This window comes from Actinomadura miaoliensis (genome assembly GCF_039536785.1).
GTDB lineage: Bacteria > Actinomycetota > Actinomycetes > Streptosporangiales > Streptosporangiaceae > Spirillospora > Spirillospora miaoliensis.
Map to the genome: position 1 here is coordinate 74,957 of NZ_BAAAZG010000026.1, position 17,119 is coordinate 92,075.

General features: G+C 73.2%; 19 protein-coding genes. 10 read left to right on the forward strand and 9 right to left on the reverse strand.

Annotated features, from left to right (window positions below; all coding sequences use genetic code 11):
- Nucleotides 1-151 precede the first annotated feature (151 nt).
- Nucleotides 152-1,885, forward strand: coding sequence for a 2-isopropylmalate synthase (gene leuA / locus ABD811_RS20775; protein WP_344950061.1), 1,734 nt, complete (start codon nt 152-154; stop codon nt 1,883-1,885).
- 100 nt (nt 1,886-1,985) lie between these two features.
- On the opposite strand, the gene ABD811_RS20780 is transcribed toward leuA, so the two are convergent.
- Together ABD811_RS20780 and ABD811_RS20785 are read right to left on the reverse strand one after the other, a co-directional pair.
- Nucleotides 1,986-2,240, reverse strand: a complete 255-nt coding sequence (locus ABD811_RS20780; RefSeq protein ID WP_344950064.1) for a protealysin inhibitor emfourin — start codon at nt 2,238-2,240, stop codon at nt 1,986-1,988.
- Between the two features lie 99 nt (nt 2,241-2,339).
- Nucleotides 2,340-3,365: a M4 family metallopeptidase gene (locus tag ABD811_RS20785; protein ID WP_344950067.1), complete on the reverse strand. Its 1,026-nt coding sequence runs from the start codon at nt 3,363-3,365 to the stop codon at nt 2,340-2,342.
- A gap of 178 nt (nt 3,366-3,543) precedes the next feature.
- Between ABD811_RS20785 and recO the strand changes: the two genes are divergently transcribed.
- The 3 genes from recO to ABD811_RS20800 all read left to right on the forward strand — a co-directional run bounded on the left by recO (nt 3,544) and on the right by ABD811_RS20800 (nt 6,201).
- Nucleotides 3,544-4,350: a DNA repair protein RecO gene (recO, locus tag ABD811_RS20790; protein ID WP_344950070.1), complete on the forward strand. Its 807-nt coding sequence runs from the start codon at nt 3,544-3,546 to the stop codon at nt 4,348-4,350.
- Nucleotides 4,347-5,144 (forward strand): isoprenyl transferase, encoded by a 798-nt coding sequence (locus ABD811_RS20795; protein ID WP_344950072.1) that lies wholly within the window; start codon nt 4,347-4,349, stop codon nt 5,142-5,144. Before recO ends, ABD811_RS20795 begins: the two co-directional genes overlap by 4 nt.
- A 124-nt stretch (nt 5,145-5,268) precedes the next feature.
- A complete protein-coding gene (locus ABD811_RS20800; RefSeq protein WP_344950075.1) occupies nt 5,269-6,201 on the forward strand; it encodes a TauD/TfdA dioxygenase family protein in 933 nt (310 codons plus the stop codon).
- A 56-nt stretch (nt 6,202-6,257) separates the two neighbouring features.
- On the opposite strand, the gene ABD811_RS20805 is transcribed toward ABD811_RS20800, so the two are convergent.
- From ABD811_RS20805 to ABD811_RS20830, 6 genes are all read right to left on the reverse strand, one after another.
- The gene (locus ABD811_RS20805; RefSeq protein ID WP_344950077.1) at nt 6,258-6,683 is read right to left on the reverse strand and encodes an OsmC family protein; all 426 of its coding nucleotides are present in this window, start codon (nt 6,681-6,683) and stop codon (nt 6,258-6,260) included.
- A 59-nt stretch (nt 6,684-6,742) separates the two neighbouring features.
- A complete protein-coding gene (locus ABD811_RS20810; protein WP_344950080.1) occupies nt 6,743-7,171 on the reverse strand; it encodes a Fur family transcriptional regulator in 429 nt (142 codons plus the stop codon).
- Nucleotides 7,168-8,046, reverse strand: coding sequence for a metal ABC transporter permease (locus ABD811_RS20815; RefSeq protein WP_344950083.1), 879 nt, complete (start codon nt 8,044-8,046; stop codon nt 7,168-7,170). The genes ABD811_RS20810 and ABD811_RS20815 overlap by 4 nt, the downstream gene beginning before the upstream one ends.
- A 2-nt stretch (nt 8,047-8,048) precedes the next feature.
- A complete protein-coding gene (locus ABD811_RS20820; protein WP_344950086.1) occupies nt 8,049-8,789 on the reverse strand; it encodes a metal ABC transporter ATP-binding protein in 741 nt (246 codons plus the stop codon).
- Nucleotides 8,786-9,730 (reverse strand): metal ABC transporter substrate-binding protein, encoded by a 945-nt coding sequence (locus ABD811_RS20825; protein ID WP_344950089.1) that lies wholly within the window; start codon nt 9,728-9,730, stop codon nt 8,786-8,788. Before ABD811_RS20825 ends, ABD811_RS20820 begins: the two co-directional genes overlap by 4 nt.
- A gap of 89 nt (nt 9,731-9,819) precedes the next feature.
- Nucleotides 9,820-10,125, reverse strand: a complete 306-nt coding sequence (locus ABD811_RS20830) for a DUF6703 family protein (RefSeq protein ID WP_344950091.1) — start codon at nt 10,123-10,125, stop codon at nt 9,820-9,822.
- A gap of 55 nt (nt 10,126-10,180) precedes the next feature.
- On the opposite strand from ABD811_RS20830, the gene ABD811_RS20835 reads away from it, so the two are divergent.
- From ABD811_RS20835 to ABD811_RS20845, 3 genes are all read left to right on the forward strand, one after another.
- On the forward strand, nt 10,181-10,465 hold the full coding sequence (locus tag ABD811_RS20835; RefSeq protein WP_344950093.1) for an antibiotic biosynthesis monooxygenase family protein: 285 nt from the start codon (nt 10,181-10,183) through the stop codon (nt 10,463-10,465).
- 220 nt (nt 10,466-10,685) lie between these two features.
- Complete coding sequence (locus ABD811_RS20840) at nt 10,686-12,089, forward strand: DUF1906 domain-containing protein (protein ID WP_344950095.1); 1,404 nt, start codon at nt 10,686-10,688, stop codon at nt 12,087-12,089.
- Between the two features lie 266 nt (nt 12,090-12,355).
- Entirely contained in the window at nt 12,356-13,744 is a 1,389-nt protein-coding gene (locus tag ABD811_RS20845) for a glycine--tRNA ligase (protein ID WP_344950098.1), read from the forward strand.
- 129 nt (nt 13,745-13,873) lie between these two features.
- Here the strand turns inward: ABD811_RS20845 and ABD811_RS20850 are convergent, their stop codons facing one another.
- The gene (locus tag ABD811_RS20850) at nt 13,874-14,551 is read right to left on the reverse strand and encodes a hypothetical protein (protein WP_344950100.1); all 678 of its coding nucleotides are present in this window, start codon (nt 14,549-14,551) and stop codon (nt 13,874-13,876) included.
- A gap of 162 nt (nt 14,552-14,713) precedes the next feature.
- On the opposite strand from ABD811_RS20850, the gene ABD811_RS20855 reads away from it, so the two are divergent.
- From ABD811_RS20855 to ABD811_RS20865, 3 genes are all read left to right on the forward strand, one after another.
- Nucleotides 14,714-15,139, forward strand: coding sequence for a hypothetical protein (locus ABD811_RS20855; RefSeq protein WP_344950103.1), 426 nt, complete (start codon nt 14,714-14,716; stop codon nt 15,137-15,139).
- A gap of 151 nt (nt 15,140-15,290) precedes the next feature.
- The gene (locus ABD811_RS20860; RefSeq protein ID WP_344950106.1) at nt 15,291-16,439 is read left to right on the forward strand and encodes a cation:proton antiporter; all 1,149 of its coding nucleotides are present in this window, start codon (nt 15,291-15,293) and stop codon (nt 16,437-16,439) included.
- Between the two features lie 138 nt (nt 16,440-16,577).
- Nucleotides 16,578-17,063, forward strand: a complete 486-nt coding sequence (locus tag ABD811_RS20865) for a hypothetical protein (RefSeq protein WP_344950109.1) — start codon at nt 16,578-16,580, stop codon at nt 17,061-17,063.
- Nucleotides 17,064-17,119 lie beyond the last annotated feature (56 nt).

Here is a 17,119-nt window from a genome sequence, read left to right on the forward strand (position 1 = left end):
ATCTGTTAGCTTTGCACCCGTGCTCCGCGAGCTGCTTCTCCTTAGCGGCCGCAGCGGGGGCCTGTAGACAGGTCGGCTCCCTCGCTGCGGGGCTTTGACCTGAGCGTCGGCCGCCAGGACTTTTTTCGAGCACAGAGGGCTCCTCCACACCATGAATTCTCAGAAGCCGTCCGGCATGCCCGTGCACCGCTACCGGCCGTTCACCCCGGTCGACCTGCCGGACCGCACCTGGCCGGGCAAGACGATCACCCAGGCGCCGCGGTGGCTGTCCACCGACCTGCGCGACGGCAACCAGGCCCTGATCGACCCGATGGACGGGCACCGCAAGCTGAAGATGTTCGAGCTGCTGGTGCGGATGGGCTACAAGGAGATCGAGGTCGGGTTCCCCTCCGCCAGCCAGACCGACTTCGACTTCGTCCGCCGCCTGATCGAGGAGGACCGGATCCCCGACGACGTGCGGATCTCGGTGCTGACCCAGGCGCGCGAGGAACTGATCGAGCGCACCGTGCAGTCCCTGGTGGGGGCCGAGCGCGCCACCGTCCACCTGTACAACGCCACCGCGCCGCTGTTCCGCCGCGTGGTGTTCGGCATCGGCCGCGACGAGTGCAAGGACCTCGCGGTCGAGGGCACGCGGCAGGTCATGAAGTACGCCGGGCAGTACCTGGGCGACTGCGACTTCGGCTACGAGTACTCGCCGGAGATCTTCATCGACACCGAGCTGGACTTCGCCCTGGAGGTCTGCGAGGCCGTCATGGACGTCTGGGAGCCCGGCCCGGACCGCGAGATCATCCTGAACCTGCCGTCCACCATCGAGCGGTCCACGCCCAACGTGTACGCCGACCAGATCGAGTGGATGAGCCGCAACCTGTCGCGGCGCGAGCACGTGTGCCTGTCGGTGCATCCGCACAACGACCGCGGCACCGGCGTGGCGGCGGCCGAGCTGGCGGTCATGGCCGGGGCCGACCGGGTGGAGGGCTGCCTGTTCGGCAACGGCGAGCGCACCGGCAACGTGTGCCTGGTCACGCTGGGCATGAACCTGTTCTCCCAGGGCGTCGACCCGCAGATCGACTTCTCCGACATCGACGAGATCCGCCGCACCGTCGAGTACTGCAACCAGCTGCCGGTGCACGAGCGGCACCCCTACGCGGGCGACCTGGTCTACACCTCCTTCTCCGGCTCCCACCAGGACGCCATCAAGAAGGGGTTCGCGGCGCTGGAGGCCGACGCCGCCGAGGCCGGGGTGCCGGTGGACGAGTTCCGCTGGGAGCTGCCGTACCTGCCGATCGACCCCAGGGACGTGGGCCGCACCTACGAGGCCGTCATCCGCGTCAACAGCCAGTCCGGCAAGGGCGGCGTGGCGTACGTGATGAAGCACGAGCACTCGCTGGACCTGCCGCGGCGCCTGCAGATCGAGTTCTCCCGGGTGGTGCAGCGGCACACCGACGCCACGGGCGGCGAGGTCACCGCCGAGCGGATGTGGGAGATCTTCGAGGCCGAGTTCCTGGCCAACGGGCCGCGGGTCGGGCTGCTGGCCCACCGCGCGGTCTCCCGGGTGGACGAGAAGGACGTGCTGAGCTGCGACGTCCGTGTCGACGGGGAGATCCGCGAGATCGAGGGCGTCGGCAACGGCCCGGTGTCGGCGTTCGAGGCGGCGCTGGCCACCGTCGGCGTGCGGGTACGGGTCCTGGACTACGCCGAGCACGCGATGAGCGCCGGCGGCGACGCCCGCGCCGCCGCCTACGTCGAGTGCGACGTGGAGGGCACGGCGGTGTGGGGCGTCGGCATCGACGGCAACATCGTCACCGCCTCGCTCAAGGCCATCCTGTCCGCGGTCAACCGCGTGGCCCGCGCCGCCGCCGAGACGGACGCCGCCGGCCCGCGCTGAGACGGCCCCGGTGGCCTGGCGGGGCGGCGCGGCACCCGCCAGGCCATCGGGTGCGCCATACCGGCGGACCCGTCTCTCACCGCGTCACCGCGCCGGCGGATCAGCGCGCGCGCCCCAGGACGTGGTGGACCAGTTCGCGCAGCGGCCCCTGAAGCTGGGCCTCCCCGACGGTGGCGGTGTCGCCGTCGATGTCGATGTCGTAGAGGAACTGGTCGGGTATGCGTCCGGGTGGAGGCACGGCGCTGAGGTCCACCCGGTCGACCAGCCGTGCCAGCATCGGGTCGCTGACGCTGTCGGACTCGGCCCGCTGCTCGATCCCGGCGAACCCGCCGCTGCGGACCACTGTGACCTTCACTCTGCCTCCGGTTGCCTCATCGGTGCCGCCGGTCACCTCCGTGACGCCCCGGGCGGGCGCGGAGGGGGCCGCGCCACGTCGCCTGTCCTTCGTCCGATGTCATGCCCGCACGCCTACCCCGGACCACGCCTCCTTCACCGCGGCGGTCTCGGCGGCGTCCGCGCCGTACAGCCGGGTGGCGGTCTTGACGGTCTCGGCGGCGAACCCCGCGAAGTCCACCTCGGTGGACAGGCCGCCGCCGGTGAGCGTGTCGTACCAGATCCGGCCCGCCTTCTCCCAGGCGTGCCCGCCGATCGCCGTGGCCGCCAGGTAGAACGCCCGGTTGGGGATGCCGGAGTTGATGTGGACGCCGCCGTTGTCGCGGTAGGTCTCCACGTAGTCGTCCATGTGGCCGGGCTGCGGGTCCTTGCCCAGACGCGGGTCGTCGTAGGCGGTGCCCGGCTCCTTCATCGACCGCAGCGCCACGCCGTTCACGCTGTCGCCCAGCAGGCCCTGCCCGATCAGCCAGTCGGCCTGGTCGGCGGTCTGCCCGAGGTGCGACTGCTTGATCAGCGAGCCGAACACGTCGGAGACCGACTCGTTGAGCGCGCCGGACTGCCCGTAGTAGTCCAGATTGGCCGTGTACTGGGTGACGCCGTGCGTGAGCTCGTGCCCGGTGACGTCCAGCGGCTCCGTGAAGCCCAGGAACACCGTGCCGTCGCCGTCCCCGTACACCATCTGCTGGCCGTCCCAGAAGGCGTTGGCGTAGTCGCGACCGTAGTGGACGGTGGACAGCAGCGGCAGCCCGGCGCCGTCGATGGAGTCACGACGGTAGGCGGACTCGAAGAAGTCGAACGTCACGCCGAGCCAGTCGTAGGACTGGTCGGTGGCGGTGTCGCCGGTGGCCTCCTGCCCTTCGGCGCGCACCTCGCGGCCGGGCAGGTCCTCGCGCTGCCCGGCGTCGTAGATGGTGCGCTTGGGGACGAAGTCCTCCGCCGGGGACGGCGTGCTCACGGCCAGCGTCCGGCGCTGCGTCCGGGCGGCGGAGCTGAAGGTGAGGGTGCGGCGGGCCATCTCGCGCAGCGCCGGGTCATCGCCGCCGGCGAGCCGTTCGAGCATGTGCGGTGGCACGATTGTGCATCTCATGGAACAACGCTGCCAGTTCCACGTGGGCGGGGCCACAGGTTCCGGGCTACGGATGCGGCCTATTCCGGTCACGGACGGTAATGAGAGGGTCTCCCGGACGCCGGGGGCACGTATACCCGCGGGCCCGACACCGCCGGGGGTCGTCTCCCGGGCGGGCGAAGTGCGGGAGAATGGGCGGGTGACCCTCTACCGCGACGAAGGCATCGTCCTGCGCACCCAGAAGCTGGGCGAGGCCGACCGCATCGTGACGGTGCTGACCCGGCGCATGGGGCGCATCCGCGCGGCCGCCAAGGGGGTCCGCAAGACCAAGTCCCGCTTCGGGGCGCGGCTGGAGCCGTTCACGCACGTGGACCTGCAGCTGTACGAGCGGCGTTCGCTCGACCTGATCACCCAGGCCGAGACGCTGCGGCCGTACGGGCAGCAGCTGGTCGCCGACTACCCGCGCTACACCGCCGGGACGGCGATGCTGGAGACCGCCGAGAAGCTCACCGCCGAGGAGCGCGAGCCCGCGCTGCGCCAGTTCCTGCTGCTGGTGGGCGGGCTGCGCACCCTGGCGGAGGGCGCCCACGACCCGCGGCTGGTGCTTGACGCGTTCCTGCTGCGTTCGCTGTCGGTCGCCGGGTGGGCCCCGGCCATCGACGAGTGCTGCCGGTGCGGCACGCGCGGGCAGCTGCGCGGGTTCGCCATCCCGGCGGGCGGCGCGGTGTGCGCGCGCTGCCGCCAGCCGGGCGCGGCCACCCCGGCGCCGCCGACGTTCGCGCTGATGCTGGCGCTGCTGCGCGGCGACTGGGAGCTGGCCGACGGCAGCGAGCCACGGCACCGGGTAGAGTGCAGCGGCCTCGTGGCGGCGTACCTGCAGTGGCATCTGGAGCACGGCATCCGGTCGCTGCGGCACGTGGCGCGCGAGTCGTATCCGGACGGACGGGGCGGGGACGCCGGCGGCGCCGAGGCGGACGACACGACCGACCACAGGGAGCGAGTTTGACAAGGGCCGTACAGCCCCCGGTACCGCACCGCAGCGGCGCGAGGCCGCCCGCCATCCCGGCGGACCTGGTGCCCCGGCACGTGGCCATCGTGATGGACGGCAACGGGCGCTGGGCCAAGCAGCGGGGCCTGCCGCGCACCGAGGGGCACAAGATGGGGGAGGAGTCCCTCTTCGACGTGATCATGGGGGCGATCGAGCTGGGCGTCCCCTACCTGTCGGCGTACGCCTTCTCCACCGAGAACTGGAAGCGCTCGCCCGACGAGGTGCGCTTCCTCATGGGCTTCAACCGCGACGTCATCCGGCGCCGCCGCGACCAGCTGCACGCGATGGGCGTGCGGGTGCGCTGGGCGGGACGGCGGCCGCGGCTGTGGGGCAGCGTCATCAAGGAGCTGGAGACGGCCGAGGAGATGACGCGGAACAACAAGGTGCTGACCCTGCAGTTCTGCGTCAACTACGGCGGCCGGGCCGAGATCGCCGACGCGGCCGCCGCCATCGCCCGGGACGTGCGCGACGGCCGGCTGTCGCCGGACAAGGTCGACGAGAAGCTGTTCGCCCGCTACCTGGACGAGCCGGACATCCCCGATGTGGACCTGTTCCTGCGCTCGTCCGGCGAGCAGCGCATCTCCAACTTCCTGCTGTGGCAGTCGGCGTACGCCGAGATGGTCTTCCTCGACACGCTGTGGCCCGACTTCGACCGGCGGCACCTGTGGCACGCGTGCGAGCTGTACGCCTCGCGTGACCGGCGCTACGGCGGCGCGGTGCCCAACCCCGTGGCGCCCGCCCCGGCCACCTGACGGTCCGGCCCGCGCGGCCCGCGTTTCTCGGCAGGGTGTTCCCCGCACCCTCGCCGTTGGCGCTAATTCACAATTCCTATCTGTTAAGTTGACTAGATGTGCCGTGCCGCGTACGGTCGTGCCCATGTCGCATCGGGTCCTGGACTCAGCCCGCGCCACGGCGGCCGGGCCGCCGCGCGTCACGCCGGTGGCCGGCCGCATCGGCGCCGTCGTCTCCGGCGTGCGCCTGAGCGGCGACCTGCCGGACGGCGTGGTGGCGCGGATCTGGGACGCGGTGCTGCGCCACAGGGTGCTGTTCTTCCGTGACCAGCATCATCTGGACCCCGCCGGGCAGGTCGAGTTCGCCCGCAGGCTCGGTGAGCCCACCGCCGCGCATCCGACTCTGCCCCCGCTCGACGGCCACGAGCACGTCCTGGACGTCGGCGACGCCCCCGGCCGGCGCGCCGACGAGTGGCACACCGACGCCAGCTTCACCGACCGTCCGCCCAAGGCGTCGGTGCTGCGCGCGGTGCGGGTGCCGCCGCACGGCGGCGACACCGTCTGGGCCAACACCGCGGCCGCCTACGACGGCCTGCCGGTCGAGCTGCGGGAGGTCGCCGACCGGCTGTGGGCGCTGCACACCAACAGGTACGACTACGTCCGTCCGCACGCCACCGGGGCAGGGCGGCGGCGCCGCGAGCCGTTGACCACGGTCACCTTCGAGACCGAGCATCCGGTCGTCCGGGTGCATCCGGAGACGGGGGAGCGCGCACTCCTTCTCGGCGGCTTCGCCCGTTCCGTCGTCGGCCTCAGTGACCGGGCCGACTCCCAGGCGCTGATCCGCCTGTTCCAGGAGCACGTGACCCGGCTGGAGAACACGGTGCGCTGGCACTGGGCGCCCGGCGACGTGGCGATCTGGGACAACCGCGCCACCCAGCATCGTGTCGTGCACGACTTCGGCGACCGCCCGCGCAGCCTGCACCGCGTCGGCCTCGCCGGGGAGGCCCCCGTCTCGGTCGACGGCCGCCGCAGCGTCCCGCGCACCGGCCCCGCCGCCCGGCCCGGCCTGGCGCCGTGACGCCGCGATGAGGGCGGCCCCGGGACGCTGACGCCGGGGCCGCCGTTTCGCGCGGGTCAGACCAGGGCGGCGTCCAGGGTGATCTTGGTGCCGGCCAGGGCCTTGCTGACCGGGCAGCCCGCCTTGGCGTCCTGCGCGGCCTTCTCGAAGTCGGCCGCCGACAGGCCCGGCACGCTCGCGCGCACCGTCAGGTGGATGCCGGTGATGCCCTCGCCCGGCTGGAAGGTGACCTCGGCGCGGGTGTCGACCTTTTCCGGCGGCGTGCCCGCGCCGGCCAGGCCGTGCGAGAGGGCCATCGAGTAGCAGGTGGAGTGCGCGGCGGCGATCAGCTCCTCCGGGCTGGTGCGGCCGTCGGGCTCCTCGGCCCGCGACGGCCAGGTCACCTCGAAGGTGCCGACCTTGGAGGAGTCCAGCGAGACCTTGCCCTGGCCGCCCATCAGCGGCCCTTCCCAGTGCGCGTTCGCGGTACGTGTCGTAGCCATGATTCGATTCTTCACCATGGCCCCCGTCCGCCGGTTACGGCGGGCTGCCCAAGAGCGCGTCAGGATCTGCCCGCGGCCGCCCTGCCCGGCGCGTTCCCGGACGCGCCGTCGGACGCGGCGCAGTCGGCGCAGGTGCCGAACACCTCGACGGTGTGGGTGATGTCCACGAACCCGTGCTCGGCCCCCACGGCGTCGGCCCACTTCTCCACGGCCGGGCCCGCGACCTCCACGGTGCGGCCGCAGCCGCGGCAGACCAGGTGGTGGTGGTGCTCCTCGCTGCGGCAGGCGCGGTAGACGGCCTCGCCGTCGTCGGTGCGCAGCACGTCCACCTCGCCGGAGTCGCTGAGCGCCTGCAGGGCCCGGTAGACCGTGGTCAGCCCGATCTTGGAACCGCCCGCCCGCAGGTCGGCGTAGATGTCCTGGGCACTGCGGAAGCCCTCGCACTTGGCCAGGGCCTGCCGTACCGCGTTGCGGCGGGTCGTCGTCATCCCCCTCTTACCTCCGCCTCGGCTGTCGCGTCCGCCCGAGCCTCGCCGGGGAGCGGGGCCTGGACCGCGCGGCGCCGGCGCACCACCGAACCCCCGACCACCGCGGCCAGGAAGATCGCCAAGGCCAGCAGCACGATCGAGGGACCCGGCGGCAGATCGTACTGGAACGACCCCGCCAGCCCCGTCACCGCCGACAGTACACCGACTCCCATCGCCACCAGCATGGTGGCGCGAAAGCCCCGCGTCACCTGCTGGGCGGCCGCCACGGGGACGATCATCAGCGCGCTGACGAGCAGCAGCCCGATGGCGCGCATGGCGATGACCACGGTGACCGCGGCGGTCGCCGCGATCAGCACGCTGAGGAACCGGACGGGCAGCCCCGACGCGCGCGCCACGTCCTCGTCCTGGCACAGCAGGAACAGCTCCCGGCCGAACAGCAGCACGATGCTGAGGACGACCACGGCCAGGCCCGCCACCACGTACAGGTCGCGGGCGGTCACGCTGCTGATCGACCCGAACAGGTAGGCCTGCAGGCTCGTGCCGCCGCCCTCCAGGTTGGTCAGCAGCACGCCCCCGGCCAGCCCGCCGTAGAACAGGATCGCCAGCGCCACGTCGCCGCCGCTGCGGCTGCGCGCGCGCAGCACCTCGATCGCGACCGCGCCGAGCACCGACACCGCCAGCGCGCCCAGCAGCGGGGACGTGCCGGTGAGCAGCGCCAGGCCGATCCCGGTCAGCGCGATGTGCCCGACGCCGTCGCCCAGCAGCGACAGCCTGCGCTGGACGATGAAGGTGCCGACCGCCGGGGCGGTCAGGCCGATGAGGACCGCGCTGACCAGCGCGATCCTCATGAAGTCGTACTGCAGCATGTCCAGCATCGTCAGCCGGCTCTCATCTCGATCTCACCGTGGGGGGCGTGCGCGTGCGCCGTCCAGGTCGGCGTCAGCGGCGCGCCCTCGTGCACGACGCGGCCGTGCTCGAGGACGACGGCGCGGTCGACCAGCGGCTCCAGCGGCCCGAGCTCGTGGGCCACCAGCACCACCGCGCGGCCCTGGCGGGCCAGGTCGCCGAGGACGGCGGCCAGCCTCTCCTGGCTGGCGGCGTCGACGCCCGCGGTCGGCTCGTCCAGCACCAGCGCGTCGGGTTCGCCCGCCAGCGCCCGCGCGATCAGCACCCGCTGCTGCTGGCCGCCCGACAGCAGGTGCGCCGAGTCGCGCGCCCGGTCGGCCAGGCCGACGGCGCGCAGCGCGGCGTCCACGGCGGCCCGGTCGGCGGACGAGGCGGGCCGCCAGCGCGACTGCCGGGCCACCCGGCCGGACGCCACGACCTCGCGGACGGTCGCGGGCACGCCGCCGCCCATCGGCAGCCGCTGCGGCACGTACCCGATCCGCTTCCAGTCGCGGAACCGGGCGGGCGGGGCGCCGTAGATCTCGGTGCGCCCGCCCGACAGCGGGACGAGCCCGAGCAGCGCCCGCACCAGGGTGGACTTGCCGGACCCGTTGGCGCCCAGCACCGCCACGAACTCCCCGTCGCCGACCCGCAGGTCGACGCCGCGCAGCGCCTCGCGGCCGTCGAACCGGACGCGGCCGCCGGTCATCTGGAAGGGCGGGGCGGGGGTCATGAGCACTCCAGCGCGGGTCGCAGCGTGTCCAGGTTCCGGCGCATGATCGATATGTAGTCGTCGCCGGAGCCCTCCTTGACGCCCTCCACCGGGTCCAGGACGGCGGTGCGCACGCCCGCCTCCCGGGCCAGGGTCTGCGCCACCTTGGGGCTGACCAGCGTCTCGGTGAACACGGTGGTGGCGCCCGCGGCCTTGATCTCGCGGCTCAGCTCGCCCAGCCGGGCCGGGGACGGCTCGTTGGACGGGTCCACCCCGGCGATGGAGACCTGCTTGAGGCCGTACCGGTCGGCCAGGTAGCCGAACGCGGCGTGCGCGGTGACGATCGTGTCGCGCCGGCAGGACTTCAGCCCGTCCCGGAACGCCTGGTCGAGGCGGTTCAGCTCGGTCGCCAGCGCCTGCGCGCGGGACTTGTACCCGGCCGCGTGCGCGGAGTCGGCGGCGGCGAGCCGGTCGCCCAGCGTGGTGGCGATGGCGGCCATGCGGCTGGGGTCCAGCCACACGTGCGGGTCGTAGGAGACCTCCGACTCGTGGCCGTGCTCGTCCTCGCCGTGGCCCTCGTCGTGGCCGTGCTCGTGGTCGTGCCCGTCCTCGCCGGCCGCGGCGGGCAGCGTCTTGACGGCGCTCGCGGCGTCCAGCGACTTGTCCTTGGCGTGCTGGTCCACGGCCTTGTCGACGGCGGGCTGCACGCCCTTGACGTAGACGGCGAAGTCGGCCTCGCCGATGTCGACCACCTGCCGCGGGGTCAGCTCCAGGTCGTGCGGCTCGGCGCCGGGCTTGGTGAGCGTGGCGACCGACACGTCCGGGCCGCCGACCTTCTGCGCCAGCCAGGCCATGGGGTAGAAGGACGCGACCACCTCGGTACCGCCGCCCCGGCCGCCCGTGGTGGCGGCGCCGTCGGAGCCTCCGCAGGCGGTCAGGCCGAGCAGCCCGGCCACGGTCACGGCGGTCAGGGGAACGGCGCGACGAAGCGCGCGAACGGGGGTACGAGAGGCGAACACCCCTCAAGTGTGGACGAAGATGAAAACGATTGTCAAAACCGGCCAAACAGGTGACCCGCGGCGAATGCCGCCAACAGCACCATCGCGGCGACGCGCAGGGCCCGCCCCGAGCCGTCCAGTACCGGCCAGTTGAGGTAGGCGAACCACGCCATCACCGCCAGCAGCACCAGCAGCCCGGCCGCGCCCACCCAGCCGGTGCCCGCCATGCCGACCACCAGCAGCCCGAACACCGCCGCCAGCAGCACCCAGCGGGGCAGCCGGTGCAGGAAGACCACCGGCGTGGCGCTCAACCGCTCGATCGTCGCCCGTATTCCCGAGGAGTCGCTCCCAGTCCGCACGCCCCCAACCTACGCCGAGCGCGGGCCGTGGCGCCCGGGCTGGGAGGATGACCGCATGATCGCCATCACCCGGTACCGCGTGCCCGAAGAGCAGTCCGACGGGTTCGCCGAGCAGATGGGCCAGGTCCTGGACGCCCTGGCCGCCAGCCCCGGCTACCGCTCGGGACGGCTGGCGCGGACCGTCGACGAGCCGACGCTGTGGGCCCTGGTCACCGAGTGGGACGGCGCGGGCCACTACCGGCGCGCCCTCGGCGCGTACGACGTGCGCGTGCGGTTCATCCCGCTGGCGGCGATGGCGGTCGACGAACCGGGCGCTTACGAGGTCATCACCTCCCGCTGAGCCCGCCGGCGGCCGGGGCCGGAAGTTTCCCGCAGTTGGGAAAGCCCTCGGAAAGGATCTTCCGGGCGCCGTTTGGCGTCCGGCGAGGCGGGCGATCACTGCCGCGTCACGATCATGCCGGCCGGCGGGGGAGCCGGGGCACGCACCGGCGTCCGGGCCGAGCCCGTCCCGGGCGGGGACGGGGCCCCGGCGCGCGGCCGGGTCACCGAGGGGAGCTGGGATGCGCCATGCCGCCGTGCTCACGGGACTGCTGGGAGCGACGATGGTCGCCTCCCTCGTCGCGGCCGTCGGGCCGTCCGTCCCGCGGGCCGAGGCCGGGCAGGCCGGGGCGGCCGGCCGCCTGCGCGTCGTCGAGTACCGGGGGGTGCGCGTCCCCGTCCCCGCGGGCTGGGAGGTGCACTGGCTGGACCGCGACCCGACCCGCTGCGTGCGGTTCGACCGGCACGCGATCTACCTGGGACGCCCCGGCCCGCAACCCGACTGCCCCGCCCGCGCCGTCGGCCGCACCGAGGCCCTGCACGTGGCGCCCGTCGACGCCGGTCCGGACGCGCGGCAGCGCAGGACCCGGGCCCTGCGTCCCGACCACCTGGCGCGCTACAGCGTGCCGCGCGACCCCGACCACGAGGCCCTGCTGCGGCTGCCCGAGGCGGGCGTGCGGATCCACGGCACCTACGGCGCGGACCCGGCGGAGCTGGAACGCGTCCTGCGCGGCACCCTGCTGACCCCGGCCTGGGCGCGCGCACACCGGGCGCGCGGTCCGGGCGCGGCAGCGGCCGACCCGCCGCCGGACGACTTCGTGCCGTCGCTGCTGGACGAGCTGCTGCCGTGGCTGCAGCCGTCCACGCCGGAGCCGACGGTGCCCCGGGCCGACCAGCCGCGCCCGCGCAAGCCCCGGGCGCACAAACCCCGGGCGCACAAGCCCCGGGGGCACAAGCCGCGCAAGCGGTGGGTGCGGGGCAAGGGCTTCGACACCTGCACCGCGCCGTCGCTGGCCGCCATGGCCGCCTGGCGCAGGTCGTACAAGGTCGCCAACATGTACATCGGCGGCGCCGCGCGCGCCTGCGCGCAGCCCAACCTGAACCGGGCGTGGGTGCGCAACGTCCGCCGGATGGGATACCGCCTCATCCCGACGTACGTGGGTCTGCAGGCGCCGTGCACGCGCTACCGTCAGCGCTTCGCCCCCGAGGACGCCGCCGAGGAGGGGCGCCTGGCCGCCCGCGACGCGGTCCGCCGCGCCCGCGCCCTCGGCATCCCGCGCCGCAACCCCGTGTACTTCGACATGGAGGTGTACGACCACCGCCGGGCCTGGTGCAGCGACGCCGTGCTGAACTTCCTGCACAACTGGACCAGGACGATGCGCAGGCTCGGCTACGTGCCGGGCTTCTACAGCAGCGCCGGGTCGGGCATCCGCGACGTGGGCAGTGCCCGGGGCATGAGCAAGCCCAAGGCGGTCTGGTTCGCGCACTGGGACGGCAGGACCGACCCCTACGACTGCCCGTACATGCCCCGCCACTGGTGGCCGCCGCACAACCGGATCAAGCAGTACCGGGGCGGCCACCGGGAGACGCACGGCGGCGTCACCATCAACATCGACAGCAACATGGTCGACGGCCGGGTCTACTGACCGGTGCCCGCGGCCATGCTGACGATCTTTGGTCTCAGGGCCCTGACCTGCGGGGTCTCCGGGGTGATGCTCGGGGGCCACCGCGGTTGCCCTAAGCTGGAGAACCTCGGAGCGCCCGGGCCGCCGCGTCCGCCGCCGCCCGCCGCGTTCCGCCACCACCAACGGGGATCGCACTCGCCCCGACCCGCCGCGACGGCCCGCCGCCCGGACGGGGCCGGGGCGTACGACAAAGACCCGCCGACCGCCAGCCGGATGGAGAAACGCATATGGCACGCCGTTCCGACGTGATGGACACCATCGTCAACCTCGCCAAGCGGCGGGGCCTGGTCTACCCGTCGAGCGAGATCTACGGCGGGCTGCGCGCCTCCTGGGACTACGGCCCGCTCGGCGTCGAGCTGAAGAACAATGTCAAGCGCCAGTGGTGGAAGGCCATGGTGCAGGGCCGCGAGGACGTCGTCGGCCTGGACTCCTGCGTGATCCTGGCCCGCGAGGTGTGGGAGGCCAGCGGCCACGTGCAGGCGTTCGTCGACCCGCTCACCGAGTGCCAGTCGTGCCACAAGCGCTTCCGGGCCGACCACCTGGAGGAGGCCTACGAGGACAAGCACGGCAGGGTCCCGGAGGGCGGCCTGTCCGACGTGACCTGCCCCAACTGCGGGGTCAAGGGCTCGTTCACCGCGCCGCGCATGTTCAACGGGCTGCTCAAGACCTACCTCGGCCCGGTCGAGGACGAGTCCGGCCTGGCCTACCTGCGGCCCGAGACCGCCCAGGGCATCTTCATCAACTACCTCAACGTCCAGCAGTCGGCGCGGCGCAAGGTGCCGTTCGGCATCGGCCAGATCGGCAAGTCGTTCCGCAACGAGATCACGCCGGGCAACTTCATCTTCCGGACCCGCGAGTTCGAGCAGATGGAGATGGAGTTCTTCGTCCGTCCCGGCACCGACGAGGACTGGCACCAGTACTGGATCGACGAGCGGATGCGCTGGTACACCGACCTCGGCATCCGCAAGGAGAACCTGCGGCTGTACGAGCACCCGCAGGAGAAGCTGTCGCACTACTCCAAGCGCACCGTCGACATCGAGTACCGGTTCGACTTCGTCGGCGGCGAGTGGGGCGAGCTGGAGGGCATCGCCAACCGCACCGACTACGACCTGAGCACCCACTCCAAGGCCTCCGGCGCCGACCTGTCGTTCTTCGACCAGGAGGCCGGGGAGCGGTTCATCCCGTACGTGATCGAGCCCGCGGCGGGCGTCGACCGCTGCACGCTGACGTTCATGATGGACGCCTACGCCGAGGACGAGGCGCCCAACGCCAAGGGCAAGCTGGAGAAGCGCACCGTGATGCGGCTGGACCGGCGGCTGGCCCCGGTCAAGGCCGCGGTGCTGCCGCTGTCGCGCAACGCCGACCTGTCCCCGAAGGCCCGCGACCTGGCCGCGCGGCTGCGCCGGCACTGGAACGTGGAGTTCGACGACGCCGGCGCGATCGGCCGCCGCTACCGCCGTCAGGACGAGATCGGCACGCCGTTCTGCATCACCGTCGACTTCGACACCCTCGACGACGACGCGGTGACGGTGCGCGAGCGCGACTCGATGAACCAGGAGCGCATCGCGATCTCGCAGGTCGAGTCGTTCCTGGCCGCGCAGCTGGTCGGCTGCTGACGGCCGGAGCCGCGACGCGGACGCACTGGACGCGCCGCACGCGCCGGACGTCCGGGAACGGCGGCGGGGCCGCGCCCTCGGTGGGGGAGGGCGCGGCCCCGCGTCGTGTCCGGGATCACCCGGTCCGGATCACTGGGTGACGTACAGCTTCTGGTCGTAGGTGCCCGACCCGGCGGTGGTCTCGCCGAGCAGCTTGTAGTTGGCGGTGACCGTCGCGGTGGACGGGCAGAGGAAGTTGCTGCCGCTGCTGATCTTGTTGACGGTGGCGTTCCGCACGCCGACCTGCGCCTCGGCCACGGTGGTGTCGCCACGGGCGGGGTTGTCGGGGTTGAAGCCGTTGGCGGTCAGGTTGCCGCCGTAGATGCAGGTGATCCCGCCGAAGATGTTCACCACCGCGCGGACGCGGAAGTTGGCGATGGTGACCGCGGCGTCGCGGCCGCCGGTGTGCGCGGTGTCGTAGACCACGCTGCCGCCGGACCACGGGAAGTTCTCCGGCGTGATGGTGGAGGAGATGGAGCCGCTGCAGGGGCCGCCGTCGGTGGCGAAGCTCGCCGAGTTGATGGCCAGGCCGGTGCCGTTGGACTGGATCGACCCGGTCATCGTCGACTGGTTGCAGCTGCCCGTGCCCAGCGACGTGGTGACCGAGGCGGTCCCGAGCAGGGACGCCCGGACGTTGCCGGAGTAGGGCGCGGCGGCGGCGGAGCCCTTGCGGATGGTGGTCGTCGCGGCGGACGCCGTGGGGACGGCGAGGGCGAGGGCGGCCAGGGACGCGACACCGAGGACCGCGGTCCGTCTGAGATGCACCACCGGACTTGCTCCTTCCGGTTGCGGGGGGTGGGTGAACGCGAGAGTAATTCGCCTTTTGCAACCGGGCAATGGCCTCTTTCAGGGGCAAAGTGGCCGAAACGGGACACCGGCCGGTTCACGTAAGGTAAGGGGGAACCCAGACAAACAGGCGGAAGGGGGAGCGTGCGCGGGCGACGTCGTGTGCCGGTGTCGCCGGCGGCGTTCCTGATCTTCCTGGCCGCCCTGTTCGGGCTGGTCTACGAGGCGGGCGGCACCGGCTCCGCCCCACCGGCCCCGCACCACGTCGCCGCCGCCGCGCAGCGTCCCGTCATCGTCGCCGCGGCGGCGGTCGCCGAGCACGCCCCGTCGAGCCGGGCCGAGACCGGCGCGGTCTTCCTCGTCAACCACACCCAGGCCGCGAGCGCGTCCGTGGACCGTCCGGCGCCGCCGAGCACGGCCCCCCTGGCGACCACGCCGCCCGCGGACGACCCGGCCCTCCCGACGCGCCGCGGACGACCCGTCCTCCCGCCCGACGCCGGGGCCCCTCCCGATCGGCTGCCCGCGCACGACCGTCCGGCGCGGGCACCACCCTCCGACACGGGGTTTTAGAGATTCTTTTCCGTCCGGTCGCCTTGGGCGCCGGATCGCCGCGGTATGCCCCCACATCCGGGGCGGCCGCGGCCGTGCAAAACCCCTGGAGGCTCTCATTTCTCTTGCCCAAGCTCTCATCGCACTGGGCGGGGCGTTCCTGGCGGCAGGCGTGCTGGCGCGCGTCGGAGTGCGGATCGGCCTGCCGACCATCCCGCTGTTCATGCTCGCCGGGATCCTGTTCGGCCCGCACACCCCGGGCCTGGCACTGTTCGAGAACCCCGCCGACCTGAAACTGGTCTCCGCCCTCGGCCTGGTGTTCCTGCTGTTCTACCTGGGCCTCGAGTTCCACCTGGACGACCTGGTCCAGGGCGGCGGGCGCCTGGTCGCCGCGGGCGCCCTGTACCTGCTGCTCAACGTCGGCGGCGGGCTGGCGTTCGGGTTCGTGCTCGGCTGGGGCGGCGCCGAGGCGTTCGTGCTGGCCGGCGTGATCGGCATCTCCTCGTCCGCCATCGTCACCAAGCTGCTGGTGGACCTGGGCCGGCTCGGCAACCCCGAGACCAAGCTCGTGTTCGGCCTCATCGTGGTCGACGACATGTTCCTGGCCCTGTACCTGGCGGCGATCCAGCCGATCCTGGCCGGCGCGCGCGACCTGGCGACGGCGGCCCTGGCCTTCGGCAAGGCGCTGGCGTTCCTGCTGGTGCTGTTCGCGGTGGCCCGCTGGGGCGCCCGCTGGGTCGGCCGCCTGGTCGACATCAAGGACGACGAACTGCTCGTCGTCACCTTCGTCGGCTGCGCGGTGCTGACCGCCGGGATCGCCGAGGAGTTCGGCGTCTCCGACGCGATCGGCGCGTTCATGATCGGCCTGGTGCTGGGCGCCACCCGCTCCGCCGAGCGCATCCGCGGCCTGCTGCACCCGCTGCGGGACGCCTTCGCCGCGATCTTCTTCTTCTCCTTCGGGCTGTCCATCGACCCCGGGGACGTGGCGTCGGTGGCGCTGCCGGTGGCGATCGCGGTGCTGCTCACCGTGCTGTTCAACTGCGTCGCCGGGCTGCTGGCCGGACGGCTGCACGGCTTCGACCGCGAACGCTCGACGAACGTGGCGCTGACCATCCTGTCCCGCGGCGAGTTCGCCCTGGTGCTGGCCGCACTGGCGGCTGGGGCCGGGCTGGACCCCCGCCTGGCGCCGTTCATCGCCGCCTACGTTCTGGTGCTGGCCATCACCGGTCCGCTGGTCGCCACCCGCTCCGAGCGGCTGGCCCGGCTGCTGCCCGAGCGGTGGTTCCCCGCCCGGCCCGAACCCGAACCGGCCGCCAAATGATCCGGGAGGACCCGTGCGGCGTCGTTCCCGCGACCGGCCCGATGGGTTAACGTGGCCGGACCGGGGACCGGCCCGAAGGCCGGTCCGAGAGCATGCCCAGGGGCCTCGCCCAGCCACCGCCGACGGGAGGAGACGCGCGTGCGCCGCTACGCTCCCCTGTCCGACGAGCGCGGACGGCTGTCGCGGTTCCTGGTCGTCGCCCTGGGCCTGCTCGGACTCGTCGTCACCCCGGCGGCCGCGGGCGCCGCTCCCGCTGCCGCCGGGGCGAGTCCCGTCATCCGCAGCGGGCCGTCCGGGCCGCCCGGGGCACCCGGTGGGGCCGGGTTCGGCGGTTCGGTCCGCGGCAGATCGTCGGCCGCTCCGGCCGCGGCCGCGCGGCACACCCGGCAGTGCGCCGTCCACGGCTGCCCGCGCGCCCGCGAAGCGGCGGCCGCCGCACGTGACCTCGGCGCACCGCATTCCGGGGCGCCCCTGGCGGCCGTCCTGCAGGACGCCCTCGAGCCCGGCCCGCGGCCGCGGGCCGGCGCACGTCCCTCCGAGCGGGCGCCGCGCGCGACGTCCGCCCGGGGATCGGCCGCACGCGGCCGCGCCCCTCCGCCCTCCACGACGACCCAGCTGACCTGACCTGACGCCCGGCGCACGCCGGTGCTCCGCGGCCCCACCACGGGCGGGCGCCGCAC

Excerpts from the sequence above, each read along its gene's own strand:
- ABD811_RS20840 (WP_344950095.1), top strand. The coding sequence starts at position 10,686 with ATGCGCCATGCCGCCGTGCTCACGGGACTGCTGGGAGCGACGATGGTC.
- ABD811_RS20835 (WP_344950093.1), top strand. The coding sequence starts at position 10,181 with ATGATCGCCATCACCCGGTACCGCGTGCCCGAAGAGCAGTCCGACGGG.
- ABD811_RS20845 (WP_344950098.1), top strand. The coding sequence starts at position 12,356 with ATGGCACGCCGTTCCGACGTGATGGACACCATCGTCAACCTCGCCAAG.
- leuA (WP_344950061.1), top strand. The coding sequence starts at position 152 with ATGAATTCTCAGAAGCCGTCCGGCATGCCCGTGCACCGCTACCGGCCG.
- ABD811_RS20815 (WP_344950083.1), bottom strand. The coding sequence starts at position 8,046 with ATGCTGGACATGCTGCAGTACGACTTCATGAGGATCGCGCTGGTCAGC.
- ABD811_RS20820 (WP_344950086.1), bottom strand. The coding sequence starts at position 8,789 with ATGACCCCCGCCCCGCCCTTCCAGATGACCGGCGGCCGCGTCCGGTTC.
- ABD811_RS20800 (WP_344950075.1), top strand. The coding sequence starts at position 5,269 with ATGTCGCATCGGGTCCTGGACTCAGCCCGCGCCACGGCGGCCGGGCCG.
- ABD811_RS20785 (WP_344950067.1), bottom strand. The coding sequence starts at position 3,365 with ATGAGATGCACAATCGTGCCACCGCACATGCTCGAACGGCTCGCCGGC.
- ABD811_RS20810 (WP_344950080.1), bottom strand. The coding sequence starts at position 7,171 with ATGACGACGACCCGCCGCAACGCGGTACGGCAGGCCCTGGCCAAGTGC.
- ABD811_RS20805 (WP_344950077.1), bottom strand. The coding sequence starts at position 6,683 with ATGGCTACGACACGTACCGCGAACGCGCACTGGGAAGGGCCGCTGATG.